The organism is Vibrio sp. Vb0937, from assembly GCF_033338855.1.
Genome location: NZ_JAWOTK010000030.1, coordinates 22,214 through 38,411 on the forward strand (window position 1 = coordinate 22,214; position 16,198 = coordinate 38,411).

At 46.5% G+C, this 16,198-nt stretch carries 14 protein-coding genes; 9 read left to right on the top strand and 5 right to left on the bottom strand.

The features are described from left to right. Positions 1 to 11: 11 nt before the first annotated feature. Both R7P67_RS20670 and rarD read right to left on the bottom strand, forming a co-directional pair. Entirely contained in the window at positions 12 to 809 is a 798-nt protein-coding gene (locus tag R7P67_RS20670) for an AraC family transcriptional regulator (RefSeq protein ID WP_213916245.1), read from the bottom strand. Positions 810 to 881: 72 nt separating this feature from the next. Continuing rightward, positions 882 to 1,799, bottom strand: a complete 918-nt coding sequence (gene rarD / locus R7P67_RS20675; RefSeq protein ID WP_226084271.1) for an EamA family transporter RarD — start codon at positions 1,797 to 1,799, stop codon at positions 882 to 884. 178 nt (positions 1,800 to 1,977) lie between these two features. Between rarD and recQ the strand changes: the two genes are divergently transcribed. The 3 genes from recQ (at position 1,978) to R7P67_RS20690 (ending at position 5,036) form a co-directional block, all read left to right on the top strand. Then, positions 1,978 to 3,813, top strand: coding sequence for an ATP-dependent DNA helicase RecQ (recQ, locus tag R7P67_RS20680; protein WP_005451195.1), 1,836 nt, complete (start codon positions 1,978 to 1,980; stop codon positions 3,811 to 3,813). Positions 3,814 to 3,822: 9 nt separating this feature from the next. Continuing rightward, entirely contained in the window at positions 3,823 to 4,128 is a 306-nt protein-coding gene (locus tag R7P67_RS20685) for a DUF3630 family protein (RefSeq protein ID WP_005378772.1), read from the top strand. 233 nt (positions 4,129 to 4,361) lie between these two features. Continuing rightward, a complete protein-coding gene (locus R7P67_RS20690; RefSeq protein WP_033907317.1) occupies positions 4,362 to 5,036 on the top strand; it encodes a 7-cyano-7-deazaguanine/7-aminomethyl-7-deazaguanine transporter in 675 nt (224 codons plus the stop codon). 222 nt (positions 5,037 to 5,258) lie between these two features. Here the strand turns inward: R7P67_RS20690 and R7P67_RS20695 are convergent, their stop codons facing one another. The 3 genes from R7P67_RS20695 to rhlB all read right to left on the bottom strand — a co-directional run bounded on the left by R7P67_RS20695 (position 5,259) and on the right by rhlB (position 9,907). Then, the gene (locus tag R7P67_RS20695; protein WP_262654205.1) at positions 5,259 to 6,902 is read right to left on the bottom strand and encodes a sugar nucleotide-binding protein; all 1,644 of its coding nucleotides are present in this window, start codon (positions 6,900 to 6,902) and stop codon (positions 5,259 to 5,261) included. 172 nt (positions 6,903 to 7,074) lie between these two features. Further along, on the bottom strand, positions 7,075 to 8,568 hold the full coding sequence (gppA, locus tag R7P67_RS20700; protein ID WP_053306516.1) for a guanosine-5'-triphosphate,3'-diphosphate diphosphatase: 1,494 nt from the start codon (positions 8,566 to 8,568) through the stop codon (positions 7,075 to 7,077). A gap of 19 nt (positions 8,569 to 8,587) precedes the next feature. Further along, positions 8,588 to 9,907, bottom strand: coding sequence for an ATP-dependent RNA helicase RhlB (gene rhlB, locus R7P67_RS20705; RefSeq protein WP_262654208.1), 1,320 nt, complete (start codon positions 9,905 to 9,907; stop codon positions 8,588 to 8,590). A 111-nt stretch (positions 9,908 to 10,018) separates the two neighbouring features. Here rhlB and trxA point away from each other — a divergent pair, with 111 nt between their 5' ends. The 6 genes from trxA to fre all read left to right on the top strand — a co-directional run bounded on the left by trxA (position 10,019) and on the right by fre (position 15,839). Then, the gene (trxA, locus tag R7P67_RS20710) at positions 10,019 to 10,345 is read left to right on the top strand and encodes a thioredoxin TrxA (protein ID WP_004745500.1); all 327 of its coding nucleotides are present in this window, start codon (positions 10,019 to 10,021) and stop codon (positions 10,343 to 10,345) included. Positions 10,346 to 10,541: 196 nt separating this feature from the next. Further along, entirely contained in the window at positions 10,542 to 11,801 is a 1,260-nt protein-coding gene (gene rho, locus R7P67_RS20715) for a transcription termination factor Rho (RefSeq protein ID WP_005378757.1), read from the top strand. A 106-nt stretch (positions 11,802 to 11,907) separates the two neighbouring features. Continuing rightward, complete coding sequence (locus R7P67_RS20720; RefSeq protein ID WP_005378756.1) at positions 11,908 to 12,900, top strand: hypothetical protein; 993 nt, start codon at positions 11,908 to 11,910, stop codon at positions 12,898 to 12,900. A gap of 91 nt (positions 12,901 to 12,991) precedes the next feature. Next, complete coding sequence (ubiD, locus tag R7P67_RS20725; protein ID WP_262654210.1) at positions 12,992 to 14,845, top strand: 4-hydroxy-3-polyprenylbenzoate decarboxylase; 1,854 nt, start codon at positions 12,992 to 12,994, stop codon at positions 14,843 to 14,845. Continuing rightward, a complete protein-coding gene (locus R7P67_RS20730) occupies positions 14,842 to 15,111 on the top strand; it encodes a 2Fe-2S iron-sulfur cluster-binding protein (RefSeq protein WP_009696789.1) in 270 nt (89 codons plus the stop codon). Before ubiD ends, R7P67_RS20730 begins: the two co-directional genes overlap by 4 nt. 14 nt (positions 15,112 to 15,125) lie before the next feature. Beyond that, positions 15,126 to 15,839 (top strand): NAD(P)H-flavin reductase, encoded by a 714-nt coding sequence (gene fre, locus R7P67_RS20735; protein ID WP_005382872.1) that lies wholly within the window; start codon positions 15,126 to 15,128, stop codon positions 15,837 to 15,839. Positions 15,840 to 16,198: the final 359 nt, after the last annotated feature.

Sequence of the window (16,198 nt, forward strand, 5' to 3'; positions counted from 1 at the left end):
GGTAAATGAAATTAACGAGTCACTTGAGAAGGGGAAACGCCGTAGGTCTGCTTAAACGCTTTGCTGAAATGCGCTTGATCGTAGAAACCGATTTGATGGGCGACGTCGGTACCACATTGACCAGCTTGCAGTAACTTCATGCCTTGTTCAAGGCGCAGGCGTGCGAACCATGCGTAAGGCGTCATGCCTGTTTGCGCTTTAAAGTGGCGCTGGAACTGAGTGGGGCTCAGTTGACACAGTTCTGATAGCGAATCCAAACGCACCACTTGGTCAAGGTTAGCCATTAGATAATCTTTTAACGTCCCAAGCGATTGGTTTCCTAGCGGCACCACTTTTTGTCGCTCAAGCGATCCGTAGCGATCAAAAAGTTGGTTAAATCCTTCAAAAGGAAGGCAATCTTTGGTGAGTTGGCTGAGGTTTTCACGACGAAGTAGCCCGTGTAAGTTACTAAGTTGTGAAAATATCTGGGGATCCGAGATGATCAGCTCGTTGAAGTGTATTATTTGACCGTTTTGCTTAAGATCGGCTAGATCGCTCAATAGGTGAGGTTCGATCGCAAACACATTTACTTCGTAGCCACTCTCGAGCTTAGATTGCCCGTCGTGCAGCTCATCCGGCGGCATAATCACAATTTGCCCGTGACCAACTTGGTGGTTGTTACCTTGATATTGGAACTTCTGCGCACCATGCGTGATCAGGCCGAGATGAAAATCCAGATGGTAATGCCTTTGAAAAGCAAATTTCTGGTATTTCGCCTCTATTAGACTTAAGTTGTCATGGTCGGTTGCGTAGTACTGAATATGTTCCATTAAACAAAAAAAGCTTGGTCACATTATGACCAAGCTTATCTGGCAATTTCTAACTTGTCTTGTAAAAAACGATCACTGTGGCTGAACGATTCGGCGTGAGCGACGGTTATTACGTAATCCATCAAAGCTAAACACGACTAGAGCTCCCCAAATAAAGACGAAAGTGATCGCTTTATCCATGGTAAAGGGTTCGCCATACATCAATACTGCAAGTAAAAACATTAAGCTTGGGCCTATATATTGGAAAAAGCCCAAAGTCGATAATTTGAGTCTTGTTGCTGCACCCGTAAAGCACAGCAGTGGCAGGGTTGTTATAACCCCAGCCGCGATCAACAAACTATTTAACGTAAGTGGATTCGTAAGCATATTTGAGGTTGGTGTATCGGCAATAAAAAGCAAATAAACAGCGGCCACTGGCAGTAGAAGTAATGTCTCGATAAACAAGCCAGTTTTTGCATCGACACTGACTTTCTTTCTTAATAAGCCATAAAAGCCGAAGCTCATTGCTAACGCCATCGCAACAACAGGTACGGAGCCAAATACAATCAGTTGAACGAGTACGCCACAACCTGCCAATACAACCGCGAACCACTGTAATTTACGCAGTCGCTCACCAAGGAAGACCATCCCGAGTAAGACGTTGATCAGTGGGTTAATGTAATAACCTAAGCTGGCGTCGAGCATATGATTCGAGTTTACCGCCCAAATGAAAATCAACCAATTGCCGCCAATTAACATGGAACTTGCGATCAGGTAAGCGATTTTCTTTTTGTCTTTCGCGATGTGGTAAGCCGAGCGCCAGTGACGGCCAAAATGGAGGAGTGCAGCAAGCAAAAAGAAAGACCATATCACTCGGTGGCTGAGAATTTCCAAAGGAGATACTTGTGCGATGGACTTAAAGTACATCGGCGCAATGCCCCACATGGTATACGCGCCAATCGCTAGCAAGATGCCTTGCCGCGCGCGTTGTTGTTCGTCTTCTGGTGTCATGAAGTGTCACCTAATTGTGTGTTTTATAGAGCAGAAAATCAGTATACGAGTCGTGATGCGAAACACCTAACAATTTGCGGTTTTATTCACCATGAAACCCCATTACAATGTGCCCTCACTTTGTGTGCCAGTGGTATGCATAAGCACCTCTTTTTTAAGACCCAATCTGAGACTTTTCATGACCTCTACCTTGTTAGCCGAACAATCAGACTCGCCTGTAACGCCTCAACGTGTGTTGGAGGATGTGTTTGGTTACCAAGAGTTCCGTGATGGTCAGCAGTTGGTGATTGATGCCGCGGTAGAAGGTCGCGACAGCTTAGTTATCCTGCCTACTGGTGGCGGTAAGTCGCTGTGCTATCAAATTCCTGCTTTGGTTCGCTCTGGTATTACTTTGGTGATTTCTCCGCTTATCTCGCTGATGAAAGACCAAGTGGACCAGCTTAAAGCCAACGGTGTAGCGGCTGAATGCATTAACTCGACCATGCCTCGTGAAGAGCTGCTCAGCGTGTATAACCGCATGCACACTGGTCATCTTAAGTTGGTGTACGTCTCGCCAGAACGCGTATTAATGCGTGACTTCATTGAACGTTTGGAAAACCTGCCGTTATCGATGATTGCCGTTGATGAAGCGCACTGTATTTCCCAGTGGGGACACGACTTCCGTCCAGAATATGCCGCGCTTGGTCAACTTAAGCAGCAGTTTTCCCATGTGCCATTTATGGCGCTGACGGCGACCGCAGATGACGCAACGCGCCGAGATATTCTTGAACGTCTGCAACTGAATAATCCAGAGGTTTACCTAGGCAGCTTCGACCGTCCTAACATTCGCTACAACTTAGTTGAGAAGCACAAGCCGGTTTCGCAAATCGTTCGTTATCTTGAAACCCAAAAGGGGAATTGCGGCATCATCTATTGTGGTAGCCGGAAGAAAGTTGAGATGGTGACCGAGAAGCTGTGCAACAACCACATTCGTGCTGCTGGTTATCACGCAGGTATGGATGCTGATGAGCGCGCTTACGTTCAAGAAGCTTTCCAACGTGATGACATCCAAATTGTAGTGGCTACCGTCGCATTCGGTATGGGTATCAACAAACCAAACGTGCGCTTTGTGGTTCACTTTGATATCCCGCGTAATATCGAGTCCTACTATCAGGAAACCGGTCGTGCAGGGCGTGATGGTTTGCCTGCGGAAGCGATGATGTTGTATGACCCAGCGGACATCAGTTGGCTGCGTCGTATGTTAGACGAGAAAGATGACGGTCCACAGAAGCAGGTGGAAACCCACAAACTGAATGCGATGAGTGCCTTTGCTGAGGCGCAGACTTGTCGTCGTCAGGTGCTACTGAATTACTTTGGTGAGTATCGTGAGAAGCCATGTGGCAACTGCGATATTTGCTTAGATCCACCGAAACACTTTGATGCCACGGAAGAAGCGCGTAAGGCGTTGTCTTGTGTGTACCGTGTTAATCAGAGCTTTGGTATGGGCTACGTGGTAGAAGTGCTACGTGGCATGCAAAACATTCGTGTGCGTGAAAATGGGCACGATAAGATTTCTACCTACGCGATAGGGCGCGATCATAGCCACGATTACTGGGTGAGTATCTTCCGTCAGTTAATCCACAAAGGGCTGTTGTTCCAAAACATCACGCGTAACTCAACGCTGCAACTTACCGAAGAAGCGCGTCCGCTGCTACGTGGCGACGTGACTCTAGAGTTAGCGGTTCCGCGTTTAGACACCGCAGCACGTGCGGCGAAGTCAGATAAACTGACCAGCAAGAACTACGACAAAAAGCTGTTTGCTAAGTTACGCAAGTTGCGTAAGTCGATTGCTGATGAAGATGGTTTGCCACCATACGTGGTCTTCAGTGACGCGACTTTGATTGATATGGCTGAAATTCTGCCAACGTCTTACGGCGAAATGCTGGCAGTCAGCGGTGTTGGTCAGCGCAAACTAGAGAAGTACGCCGACCCATTCCTTGATTTGATTCAAGAACACATTACTCACCACGGATAAGGAACCAAGATGCAAAAGGAATTTGGCTTAGCGGACTACATGGCACAAGAAGGGCGCTTAATCATTACCGCGCCGAGCTTTGACCTTGATAGCTTTCCTGCCTTAGGTGAGCGTTTAGTCGGCTTGCTTTCCGCTACTGTGGTGGAAAAGCAATGGGATGCGGACATTCACTCTTGGCTGATCGACTTTGAAGGTTGCCGACTGTTTATGAAAGCAGAGCATTACAGCGAAGCGATTTGGTTTGAAGCGTTAGCGATTGAAGAGAGCAGGGAAGAGTTGGATTATCTCGCAGGATTGTTTCAACGCGGCTTCTAAAAATAGAACTTTCTTGAAAGGGTGTTTCACATGAAACACCCTTTTTTATGCTCAAACGTTTGCGTAAAACAGACGACTTGCGGCGAAAAGTGGTTAATGTATAATCGCCCACCGCTTCGCTCAGAAAGAGCCAAGCCAGTTTATTTTTCATTTTACATTGTTGGTAAGAGCCACTTTATTCAGTGACTCGATTTGGGTTCCCTCACCCCCAAACCAAACTAAAAAGGTATCGCATGAGTAACTTTACCCCTGCGCAGCAGCGCAACGCCCTTATCTATCTGGTTCTATTCCACCTAGTCATTATTGCATCTAGCAATTACCTAGTTCAGCTACCGTTTACTATTTTCGGTTTCCATACCACTTGGGGCGCATTCACTTTCCCATTTATATTCCTAGCGACTGACTTAACTGTGCGTATTTTCGGTGCTCAGTTGGCGCGTAAGATCATCTTCTTAGTGATGTTGCCTGCTTTGGCAGTGTCTTACTTCTTATCGGTGGTGTTCTTCGAAGGTCAATTCCAAGGTTTTGGTCACCTAGGGGAATTTAACTTATTCGTTGCTCGTATCGCGATTGCTAGCTTCATGGCGTACCTACTTGGTCAGATCATGGATGTGCACGTGTTCAACCGCCTACGTCAAATGAAGCAATGGTGGGTGGCACCAACGTGTTCAACGCTTTTCGGTAATGCACTTGATACCATCGCTTTCTTCGCCATTGCGTTCTATCAAAGCCCAGATCCATTTATGGCAGAGCATTGGACGGAAATCGCGCTGGTGGATTACGGCTTCAAACTGATTATCAGTCTTGGTTTGTTCGTTCCGATGTACGGCGTATTACTGAATTACCTAATTAAGAAGCTGACTGAGGTGAACCCTGACTTTAAGGTGACGACAAGCGTTCAGTCTTAATATCAGTGGGAACCCCGAAAGCCGCTTGCTCAAATCAAGCGGCTTTTTTGTGCCTGTTTACTTGGGTTTAGAGCGTTTTGTACAGCGTGGGGAGTAATTAGATCATGGGTGTCCAAAAGCTCCCTGAGCTGTACGAAGGTAAAAATGAGCAGTAAAAAAGGTCCCGAGTGAGACCTTTTAATCGAAGGTACGGCACGTAGAGGAAGCTCGCTGGTGAAATGGCTAACAGAGCATCTTCTCAATCAAAATGGCTTTTTGCGCATCGAAGGCGCCAAGTTGCAGGCCGTTATCCCAGCTGATGCTTTGATTGAACATCGCCAACATCAAACCGACACTGCGTTGATTGGCGTCCTGCCAGCAATCAGACTCGCTGTACTCTCCATCATTTATCGCGTTGCCATTAACGAGAATGGGCTCGAAACGCCATTTTTCTCCGACACGGTAGTAGCCTTTGCTGGTTAAGGTCTGGTTGGATTGAATCGTTAGATTGTGCTCGATGCCCGGTTCACCTGTTAGTTCAAATACAAACCTTAGCTGGTGGTCGTCACATTGCAGCTCAACGATCAGTTGGCCGTTTTCCTCAACCAGTGTTGATTGAGAGTAGTCTCCGAAGCAATGCAGCAACCAAGAAATAGGGTGGCTAGCTGTCTCAAGAAACCACTCTTTGAGCGTGAAGGTGCCTGGTAGATTAACTTGGGTGACTAGATTGACCACACAAGGTTGGGTTTGCGAGGCGAGCCACTTCTCTATCGTCTTGGCGGTCTCTAGCTGAGCAAAGGCGTAATTAACCAATAGGTTGGAGTTCGGTTGCTGCCAGTGAGTGATGTCGGAATTCAATCCCACCAATGGCTTTTCACAAATTAGCTTGGTTGAACCTAACTTCTTAATTATCTCTGCATGAGTATGCGCAGGTGTCGCGATGGTCACGACATCAAGTTGCTTGAGTGCGCTGATGTTCGTTTCTGCCTTTGGGATTGCTTCTTCACTGCACGCTTGCTGAAGCGGTTCTATTTGGTTGGCGCATAACGTTGTGACCGATACACCATTGTTTCGATAGTGGGGAATGTGCGTGCGTCCCCAGTTGATTCCTATGATGCCGGCTTGCTGGATTTGCTCTGATTTGTTGAAACGTTCACTCAATGGCGGCAAGGCAATTCGTTCATCGGTTAGACGTTGGTCATGGTGATAGTCATTGCTTGGCAGCACTTGCCATGGCTTGTTGTAATGCTGTTTGAGTGCACAAACGAGTTCGTAGAAATTCCACTTATCCTTTAAGTTGCTATCAAGATGGTATAAACCGGCTTCGTTCCGCTCAATAAGCTGCAAAAAGGCGAGTGCAGTATCGTCCATATGAGAAGTCGCGGGATACCAAGCTGTGCTAGCGGTAATAACGCCGTACTCTTCATGTTGGCGGTCGAGATGCGCCAACATGTTATTGCCTTCTGCTTGGTGATGGAGCTGCCAACCAATTCGAGCAACCATCGCATCTGGATTTGCTTGCCAGATTGCATCTTCACAACGAACTTTGTATTTGCCGTAATCATCTTGGGTGTTTCTTTCTTCAAAGATGCCATAAGGCCCGTTTTTTGTGGCATCAAATACCATTGCTGTGCTGACAAAGAGGTAAGGAATATTATGGCGTTTGCAGTGCTCACCAAGCCACGCTGCCCACGCTTCACTCCCCATCGCCATATGGCACACCGCATCAATGTGGTGCTGCTGCCAAAATTGCTCACTTTGCTGTAGATCATCCGGCGGGATTTGATGGTGATTCCATTCCAATACATTCCAGCCGCGAAGTTGGAACTGATGAGCAACTATAGGGGCGAGAGTGCCAGTTAAGCCAGTCATTAAAACGGTTTTCATTATGGTGCATCTTGGTTGGCTAAATCGTGTTTATCAATAAAGCATGGCTGTTTTTCGATGTAGAGCGGAGAAGCTGAGATTTTTGCTGGGCAGCACGTTTTGTAGGGGAAATAGAAGCAAAAAAGCCCAAGCGAACGCCTGGGCTTTAGTATTGTAAGGCAGTGATATTCGCTTATTTTGCTACGATATTTAATGGCCAGCCGATGTCTGTCTGACGGTTGGATTCAATTTCCAACTCAGCCGCAGTCAGTGGGTTTTTCTCTAGCCATTGCGCATCAATGTGTAACGTTAGATTGTCGCCTTCAACCGTTAGAGTCACATTTGGCTCTAGATCAGGATTGCGACGATGGCTGAGCAGAACCGCAAGACGCAACAATCTCAATACTCGTTTTGCACTCGAGCCTGATAATGCATGCTGCTCAGGTAAAGAAGTGAGTTGTTCGCGATAGCGACGAGCCACTTCACCAATAAAGAACTTCTGCGCGCGCGTGTAACCAGGCAGATCCAAATTCTGCAGCAAGTAAGCACTATGCTCTCCGCCTTTTTTGAAATCGATAGTTAAGCCAATTTCATGCAGTTTTGCGGCGGTCTCGAGTAATATCTTGCCCTGAGGCTCTGTAATCCACTCATCGCCTCCAGCTTGCTGTAAAAGCGTGTGTGCCAGACTAGCGACTTGTTCACCGTATTGGTGATCGAGCTGATAACGATTTTGTACGCTAGCGATAGTGCGGGCACGAATGTCTTCTTGACGAAGCTCTTCAACCATCTCATACACTAAGCCTTCGCGTAGTGCGCCGCCAGCCAGTGTCATAGCATCGATTTCAAGCAATTCAAAAACGGCAATCAAAATAGAGAGGCCACTAGGGAACACTAATGCACGCTCAAGTGTTAAGCCTTCAATATCGAGCTCTTCTAAATGGTCGGCCAACATGGCTTGCTTCTGTAGACGCTTGAGTTTGGAGTGAGTGATTACTTCGTCCATGCCTTGCGCCAGCATTATCTCTTGCAATGCCTGAACAGTGCCTGATGCACCAACACACACATCCCAACCAATTTCTGTATAACGTTCTAAAATCGGCTGGATGGTCTGTTTCGCTCCTTCAATTGCCGCGTCAAAGTTACGAGCATTCAATTGGCGATCTTTAAAGAAGTTTTCAAGCCAAGTCACGCAGCCCATTTTTAAGCTGGTCAGTGCTTTGGCTTCGAAACCTTCACCGATAATCAGTTCGGTACTTGCTCCACCGATATCGACTACAAGGCGACGACCACTACCGCCAGAGGTGTGAGCGACACCTTTATAGATAGTGGCAGCTTCTTCTTCACCAGTAATCACTTCGATAGGCTGGCCTAGAATTTGGTTAGCCTTTTCTAAAAACACATCTACATTGGTCGCGGTACGTAATGTTGCAGTACCGACGATGCGAATGTTTTGCTTAGGAATGTCCTGCAAGCGTTCCGCAAATAGACTTAAGCAGTCCCATCCTCGCTGCATAGCTTCCATACTAAGAGAATTATGTTCATCTAAGCCCGCTGCTAGACGAACTTTGCGCTTAATTTTAGCCATTGTTTGAACGCTGCCATCGATGTGACGCACAACGAGCATGTGAAAACTGTTCGACCCGAGGTCGATGGCGGCATATAGCGGTGATGATCCTGCTTGACTCATAAACGAACTCAGTTTCCTATTACGATTGTTTTGGTGCCGATTGACGCGGTTGGCGTGGACGACGTCCCTGCGGCTTACGGTTACCAGAACCAGAACGGGTACCGCCAGTATTCGTGCGGCGCTGTTGGTTGCGTGGTGCACGCATACGAATCGGAGCCGGTAGATCTTGAATCAGTGCCGACGAATCGTACTCTGAAACTGGGATTGTGTGCTCAATGTATTCTTCGATTGCTGGTAGGTTAACCGCGTACTCTTCACAAGCAAAACTGATCGAATGACCGCTCGCACCAGCGCGACCAGTACGGCCAATACGGTGAACATAATCTTCACAGTCGTCAGGAAGGTCGTAGTTGAAAACGTGCGTTACCTGAGGAATATGCAGGCCACGCGCTGCAACGTCAGTTGCAACTAAGATGTCGACATCACCTTTGGTGAATTGCTCAAGAATCTTCTCACGCTTCTTCTGCGGTACATCGCCAGTAAGAAGGCCTACACGGTGTCCATCGGCAGCCAAATGTCCCCAAACCGATTCACACTTATGCTTGGTATTGGCAAAAATGATAGCGCGATCTGGCCACTCTTCTTCAATTAGTGTTTGAAGCAGCGCCATTTTGTCTTCATTCGAAGGATAGAAAAGCTCTTCCTGGATACGGTGGCCAGTTTTTTGTTCTGGTTCGACAACGACATGCTCAGGAGTATTCATGTGTTCGAATGCCAGTTCTTGAACGCGGTAAGACAGCGTTGCTGAGAACAGCATGTTCAAACGCTCTTTTGGCTCAGGCATACGACGGAACAAGAAGCGAATGTCTTTAATAAAGCCAAGATCGAACATGCGGTCGGCTTCGTCCAGAACAACAGCTTGAATGTTGTTGAGGTTAAATACGCGCTGTTTGTAGAAATCGATGATACGGCCTGTTGTTCCGATCAGAATATCTACGCCGTCTTGCAGTTTCGCAAGTTGCTTGTCGTAGCTTTCACCACCGTAAGCTAGAGCGGTTTTTAGACCTGTGCTTTCAGTTAATGATTCTGCATCATTGTAAATCTGAATAGCGAGCTCACGTGTAGGCGCCATAATAATTGCGCGTGGCTGTGTAGGCTTACGACCTTCATGTTCCTGAGTCGTCAGAAGGTGGTTGAACGTAGCAGTAAGAAACGCGAGCGTTTTACCAGTACCCGTTTGGGCCTGGCCTGCGATGTCTTGGCCGGTGAGCAGGACCGGCAACGCCAAGGCTTGGATAGGGGTACAAAATTCGAACCCTTTTTTGTCCAATCCTTCAATAACTTGGGGCTTTAAGCCCAAATCGGCGAACTTTTGCTCTGTGATATGCGTCTTTTTCATGGCTATAGAATATCAGCTAAAGCTTGCAATACGAAAGTAAATACATTCCAATAGGGCATCTAATTACTGGTTATCATCCAACCAGTTTCGAAAAACACATTGGAGTGGAAGATGAGTGATAAGATTTTGCAGCTAACTGATGACGGTTTTGAAAACGATGTAATCAACGCTGCAGGCCCGGTTCTAGTGGATTTTTGGGCAGAATGGTGTGGTCCTTGTAAAATGATCGCTCCTATTTTGGACGAAATCGCAGACGAGTACGAAGGCAAACTCACTATCGGTAAACTAAACATCGACCATAACGCAGGTACACCACCTAAGTTTGGTATTCGCGGCATTCCAACGCTATTACTATTTAAAGATGGTAACGTAGCGGCAACGAAAGTAGGTGCTCTGTCTAAAACTCAACTAAAAGAGTTCCTAGACGCAAACTTATAATCACCAAGTGATTACAGATAAAACCGTGCAAAGTTACAATGCACGGTTTTGTTTTTCTAACTCTGGACTAGAATACTAATTAGTGCTAACTTATCGCGCGTTAATTGAACAAATTTCTCTTCTTGGTCGATCCTGAGACCAAATCCATCTTAACTAGAAAACAGATCTTATTTTGACTAAACAAGAATCCACCACCATGAACCTTACCGAACTGAAGAACAGACCTGTGTCTGACCTTGTAAAACTGGGCGAAAGCTTAGGATTAGAGAACCTAGCTCGCTTAAGAAAACAAGACATCATCTTCGCGATTTTAAAAGCGCACGCGAAAGGCGGCGAAGACATCTTTGGCGATGGGGTTCTGGAAATTCTGCAAGACGGCTTTGGTTTCCTACGCAGTGCAGATAGTTCATACCTTGCGGGTCCGGACGATATCTACGTATCACCAAGTCAGATTCGTCGCTTTAACCTACGTACTGGTGACTCTATCGCTGGTAAAATTCGTCCACCAAAAGACGGTGAACGTTACTTTGCCCTTCTAAAAGTCAATACCGTTAACGACGATAAACCAGACAACGCCCGTAACAAGATCCTATTTGAAAACCTTACCCCTCTACATGCGAATGAGCGCATGGTGATGGAGCGTGGTAACGGTTCAACAGAAGACATTACAGCACGTGTTTTAGACTTGGCATCGCCAATCGGTAAAGGTCAACGTGGTCTGATTGTTGCTCCGCCTAAAGCGGGTAAAACAATGCTTCTGCAAAACATCGCGCAAAGCATCGCGTACAACCACCCAGAGTGTGAGTTGATGGTTCTTCTTATCGACGAACGTCCAGAAGAAGTAACCGAGATGCAACGCCTAGTTAAAGGTGAAGTGGTTGCGTCGACTTTCGATGAGCCAGCATCTCGTCACGTACAAGTAGCGGAAATGGTGATCGAGAAAGCAAAACGTCTTGTTGAACATAAGAAAGACGTGGTTATCTTGCTTGACTCTATCACTCGCCTAGCTCGTGCTTACAACACCGTAGTGCCTTCATCAGGTAAAGTACTAACAGGTGGTGTGGATGCAAACGCATTACATCGTCCTAAGCGTTTCTTCGGTGCTGCACGTAACGTAGAAGAAGGCGGCAGCCTAACTATCATTGCAACGGCACTAGTAGATACTGGTTCTAAAATGGATGAAGTTATCTACGAAGAGTTCAAGGGTACAGGTAACATGGAACTGCACTTGAACCGTAAGATTGCTGAGAAGCGTGTATTCCCTGCGATTGACTTTAACCGCTCAGGTACACGTCGTGAAGAGCTACTGACGAAGACTGACGAACTACAGAAGATGTGGATTCTGCGTAAGATCGTTCACCCAATGGGCGAAATCGACGCAATGGAGTTCCTAATCGATAAGCTAGCGATGACGAAGACCAACGATGAGTTCTTCGATGCGATGCGTCGTCAATAGTCTCAGATAAGTTATTCTGCGAAAAGCCACCGTATATCGGTGGCTTTTTTATTGCTTTCTCCCGATAGAAGTATCAGAATGAAGGAAATGTTATCGGGAGGTTAACATGCAACAAGGAATGTTGTCGTCATTACTCCTGAGCTTGTCACTTATCACTCTACCTGCGACATTATCTGCCAAGGAAATGCATGAGTCTGTAGTAGAACAGTGGCTTCAGGATACTCAAATACAGACTAAAGTCTCTGAACTGCTTGATTACGCTGTCAGAGATGAAGTCGACTCGCTTAAATTTGCCCTTGATCGACTTGCTTTGCCTCAACAAGAGGTGGTGCGCTTTCAATTGTTGGAAAAGCTTGAAAAGCAAGATGTGATTCTCACGCCTCGAATGGCTCTGTTTGTTGAGTCCCAGATCCGTATGACCCCGACTTATCAAGTGTTAGAGCGAGGTGATGGGTATGAATTTAGTGTACCCGCTTTTAACTTTCCCGTTATTGCGAGTCGCTTGATTAAGCGTTGGAAACAAGACCAAAGTACCTTGGACTTTGTCTTACAAGCTGAACGAAGAGAGCTTAACTTAAAGCAATGGCTTACAGGGCCATCTCAACAAGCTCAAGCGCGTGAAGCGCTTTTGATTCGAGAGTTAGACAGTTTATCACCCAACGCGCTTGCTGCATTAACGGCCCAGTTAACCAAAGCAAATGTGACCAGTTGGTTACCCTCGACGGCCGTGATAGTCAGGTTGGCACAAGTTAGTCAGGATGAGGAAGTGTACAACTTACTCTGGCGGATGAAAGCCGATTACAACAGCCAGTCCGAGCTTGAGCGTTTAGCTGCGGTTGGAGACGTTTTTTCCATTCAGCAATTGATGAATGCCACAGTTAACCCATCACTCAAGCCAGAAGCTATTAGTCTACTTACAAAATCTAACCCTCTATCTCCGCAAGTAAAGCAGTTTCTAGTTAGAAAAATGGCGTTATCAGAAGAAGCAACCATGGTTGCTCGAGAGCTTGCTCAACAAGGGCATCAAACCTGGTTGGAAGAGTTAGTATCTTCGAACCATCAGATAAAGACTCGGCAGATTGAACAAGTATTAAAGTAATCTGGCTCACATACCCACACAAAATAGGAGGATCTTAGCGTCCTCCTATTTGTTATACTGCGGACAGTTTAATCAGCCAGCATGAAGGCCTATGAGTTTTAAGGATTTACGCGAATTTATCGACCACCTAGAACAGAAAGGTCGACTTAAACGCATCACTCACCCTGTCGATCCCGCTTATGAAATGACAGAAATCAGCGACCGCACCTTGCGTGCTGGTGGACCTGCGCTGTTGTTTGAGAACCCAATCGGCTACGACGTACCTGTTTTGACTAACCTGTTTGGTACACCAGAGCGTGTCGCAATCGGTATGGGACGTGAAGATGTTAAAGAATTAAGAGAAGTCGGTAAGCTGCTGGCTTATTTAAAAGAACCTGAGCCACCAAAAGGCTTCAAAGACGCTTTAGAAAAACTGCCAGTGTTCAAACAAGTATTGAACATGCCGGCTAAGCGTTTACGTAAAGCACCATGCCAAGACATTGTTTGGCAAGGTGATGAAGTCGACTTGGATAAAATTCCGGTAATGAGCTGCTGGGCAGAAGATGTAGCGCCGCTGCTTACTTGGGGCTTAACCGTAACCAAAGGTCCAAATAAGAAACGTCAGAACCTAGGCATTTACCGTCAGCAGAAAATTGCCAAGAACAAAATCATCATGCGTTGGTTAGCCCATCGTGGTGGTGCGCTTGATCTGCGCGATTGGATGGAAACCAACCCAGGTAAACCTTTCCCAGTTTCGGTCGCGTTTGGTGCAGACCCAGCAACCATTCTTGGCGCAGTAACACCAGTGCCAGATACGCTATCGGAATACGCATTTGCAGGTTTGCTACGTGGAAGCAAAACGGAAGTCGTGAAGTCAGTCAGCAACGATTTGGAAGTGCCAGCGAGCGCGGAAATCGTGATGGAAGGTTATATCGACCCGAACGAGTTTGCTGATGAGGGTCCTTACGGTGACCATACTGGCTACTATAACGAAAAAGAAAAGCACCACGTATTTGCTATTACGCACATTACTATGCGTAAAGACCCTATTTATCACAGCACCTACACAGGTCGTCCGCCAGATGAACCAGCTGTATTGGGTGTGGCATTAAACGAAGTGTTTGTGCCGATTCTGCAAAAGCAATTCCCAGAGATTGAAGACTTCTATCTACCGCCAGAAGGTTGTTCGTACCGAATGGCCGTCGTCACCATGAAGAAGCAGTACCCAGGACATGCCAAGCGCGTAATGATGGGCGTGTGGTCTTTCTTACGTCAATTCATGTATACCAAGTTTGTTATTGTGTGCGATGAATCGGTAAACGCACGAGATTGGAATGATGTCGTGAAAGCCATGTCAGAGCATATGGATCCTGTACGTGATACCTTGATGATAGATAACACGCCAATCGACTCGCTCGACTTTGCTTCACCAGTGGTTGGGCTTGGCTCCAAAATGGGCTTGGATGCGACCATTAAATGGGATGCCGAGCTGGCGACGCGAACCGAGGTCACTGAGCGAGACAGCAAAGCGATTACCGAAGCAGAACTAAATGAGTTGAAACAGCAACGCCCTGAGATTGTTGACGTCTATCTTCCAGTTACAGCAAACGACCAATTTGCTGTCGTGACTATGAAGAAAGACCAAGCTGGTCAATCCCAAGAATTGATGGAACATCTATGGGGCTTCTTTGCTCAGTACACGGATAACAAATTCATCATTTTGTGCGACGATGACGTTAATGCACGAGATTGGAATGACATCATTTGGGCGGTGACAACTCGAATGGACCCAGATAGAGACACGATTCAAGTGCTTGGTAAGACTGAGAGTTCATCCAAATTAGGACTGGATGCGACCAACAAGTTCGAATCTGAAGTCACGCGCGAGTGGGGTACGCCTATCAAAAAAGATCCTAAACTTGTGGCTAAAGTCGATGAGATTTGGGACCAGTTAGGTATTCTATGAGTCATCAAGTCCACCTTCTACCAATGGACGTTACATTCCAAGTAAAAGAAGGGGAGACGGTGTTAGAAGCTGCGCTCAACAACAATATTCGCTTCCCACACCGTTGCCAAGTTGGCGCTTGCGCCATGTGCATGTGTAAAAAGCTAACGGGCGAGGTGAGCTATCACCTCGAACCGATGCTAACCGAAAAAGAGCAACAGCAAGGTTGGATATTCCCTTGCCAAGCCTATACAGAAAGTAATTTAGTGCTTACTTTTGACGAGTAAGCGAGAGGAACACCATGACCATCCAATGTAAAGTAAAGTCTATTCAGCCGTTAGCTTGTAATACTTACCAAATCCTTCTTCATCCAGAATCACCAGTGCCTTTTAAAGCGGGTCAGTACCTAATGGTGGTGATGGGTGAAAAAGACAAACGTCCTTTCTCTATCGCAAGCAGCCCTTGTCGTCATGAAGGTGAACTTGAACTGCACATCGGTGCGGCGGAACACAACGCTTATGCACAAGAAGTTGTCGAAGCAATGCAAGCGGCGCTTGAAACTGATGGTCAGATTGAAATTGATGCGCCACATGGCGATGCTTGGGTTCAAGAAGAAAGCGAGCGCCCATTATTATTAATTGCTGGTGGTACAGGCTTCAGTTACGTTCGCTCGATTCTGGATCACTGCGTAGCGCAGAATAAAACCAATCCTATCTATTTATATTGGGGGGCGCGCGATAACTGCCAGCTTTATGCTAAAGACGAACTGGTCGAGATCGCCGATAAGTTTGCTAACGTTCACTTTGTGCCAGTAGTAGAAGAAGCACCTGCAGACTGGCAAGGTAAAGTTGGTAACGTGCTACAAGCAGTAGCCGAAGATTTCGAAAGCTTAGAAAACTACGATATCTATATTGCAGGTCGTTTTGAAATGGCTGGCGCAGCACGTGAACAGTTCACTCAGAATAAGAAAGCGAAGAGCGAACGTATGTTCGCAGACGCGTACGCATTCATTTAAATACGGCTTTTGATACAGAAAAAGAGGGTTTTTTACCCTCTTTTGTGCTTTTTTGATGAAATAGTCATCGAACAGTCAGTTTTTTCCATTTTTTTTCAAAAAAGGGTTGCGAACGGATCTGAGTTCCCTATAATGCGCATCCACCGACACGGCAGACGCGATAAGGCTTCAGCAGGGTCGGAGAGGTGAAAGCTTCTACGAAAAATAAAATTGAAAAAGTGTTTGACACTGTCAATTAAATCGCTAGAATGCACCTCCGCTTTGAGAGAAAAGCTTCTCGCAAAGCAAGCTCTTTAACAATATAGACCTATCAATCTGTGTGGGCACTCGTTGATGATAATCCAATTAGATACCTCGGT

Excerpts from the sequence above, each read along its gene's own strand:
- R7P67_RS20670 (WP_213916245.1), bottom strand. The coding sequence starts at position 809 with ATGGAACATATTCAGTACTACGCAACCGACCATGACAACTTAAGTCTA.
- rarD (WP_226084271.1), bottom strand. The coding sequence starts at position 1,799 with ATGACACCAGAAGACGAACAACAACGCGCGCGGCAAGGCATCTTGCTA.
- recQ (WP_005451195.1), top strand. The coding sequence starts at position 1,978 with ATGACCTCTACCTTGTTAGCCGAACAATCAGACTCGCCTGTAACGCCT.
- R7P67_RS20685 (WP_005378772.1), top strand. The coding sequence starts at position 3,823 with ATGCAAAAGGAATTTGGCTTAGCGGACTACATGGCACAAGAAGGGCGC.
- R7P67_RS20690 (WP_033907317.1), top strand. The coding sequence starts at position 4,362 with ATGAGTAACTTTACCCCTGCGCAGCAGCGCAACGCCCTTATCTATCTG.
- R7P67_RS20695 (WP_262654205.1), bottom strand. The coding sequence starts at position 6,902 with ATGAAAACCGTTTTAATGACTGGCTTAACTGGCACTCTCGCCCCTATA.
- gppA (WP_053306516.1), bottom strand. The coding sequence starts at position 8,568 with ATGAGTCAAGCAGGATCATCACCGCTATATGCCGCCATCGACCTCGGG.
- rhlB (WP_262654208.1), bottom strand. The coding sequence starts at position 9,907 with ATGAAAAAGACGCATATCACAGAGCAAAAGTTCGCCGATTTGGGCTTA.
- trxA (WP_004745500.1), top strand. The coding sequence starts at position 10,019 with ATGAGTGATAAGATTTTGCAGCTAACTGATGACGGTTTTGAAAACGAT.
- rho (WP_005378757.1), top strand. The coding sequence starts at position 10,542 with ATGAACCTTACCGAACTGAAGAACAGACCTGTGTCTGACCTTGTAAAA.
- R7P67_RS20720 (WP_005378756.1), top strand. The coding sequence starts at position 11,908 with ATGCAACAAGGAATGTTGTCGTCATTACTCCTGAGCTTGTCACTTATC.
- ubiD (WP_262654210.1), top strand. The coding sequence starts at position 12,992 with ATGAGTTTTAAGGATTTACGCGAATTTATCGACCACCTAGAACAGAAA.
- R7P67_RS20730 (WP_009696789.1), top strand. The coding sequence starts at position 14,842 with ATGAGTCATCAAGTCCACCTTCTACCAATGGACGTTACATTCCAAGTA.
- fre (WP_005382872.1), top strand. The coding sequence starts at position 15,126 with ATGACCATCCAATGTAAAGTAAAGTCTATTCAGCCGTTAGCTTGTAAT.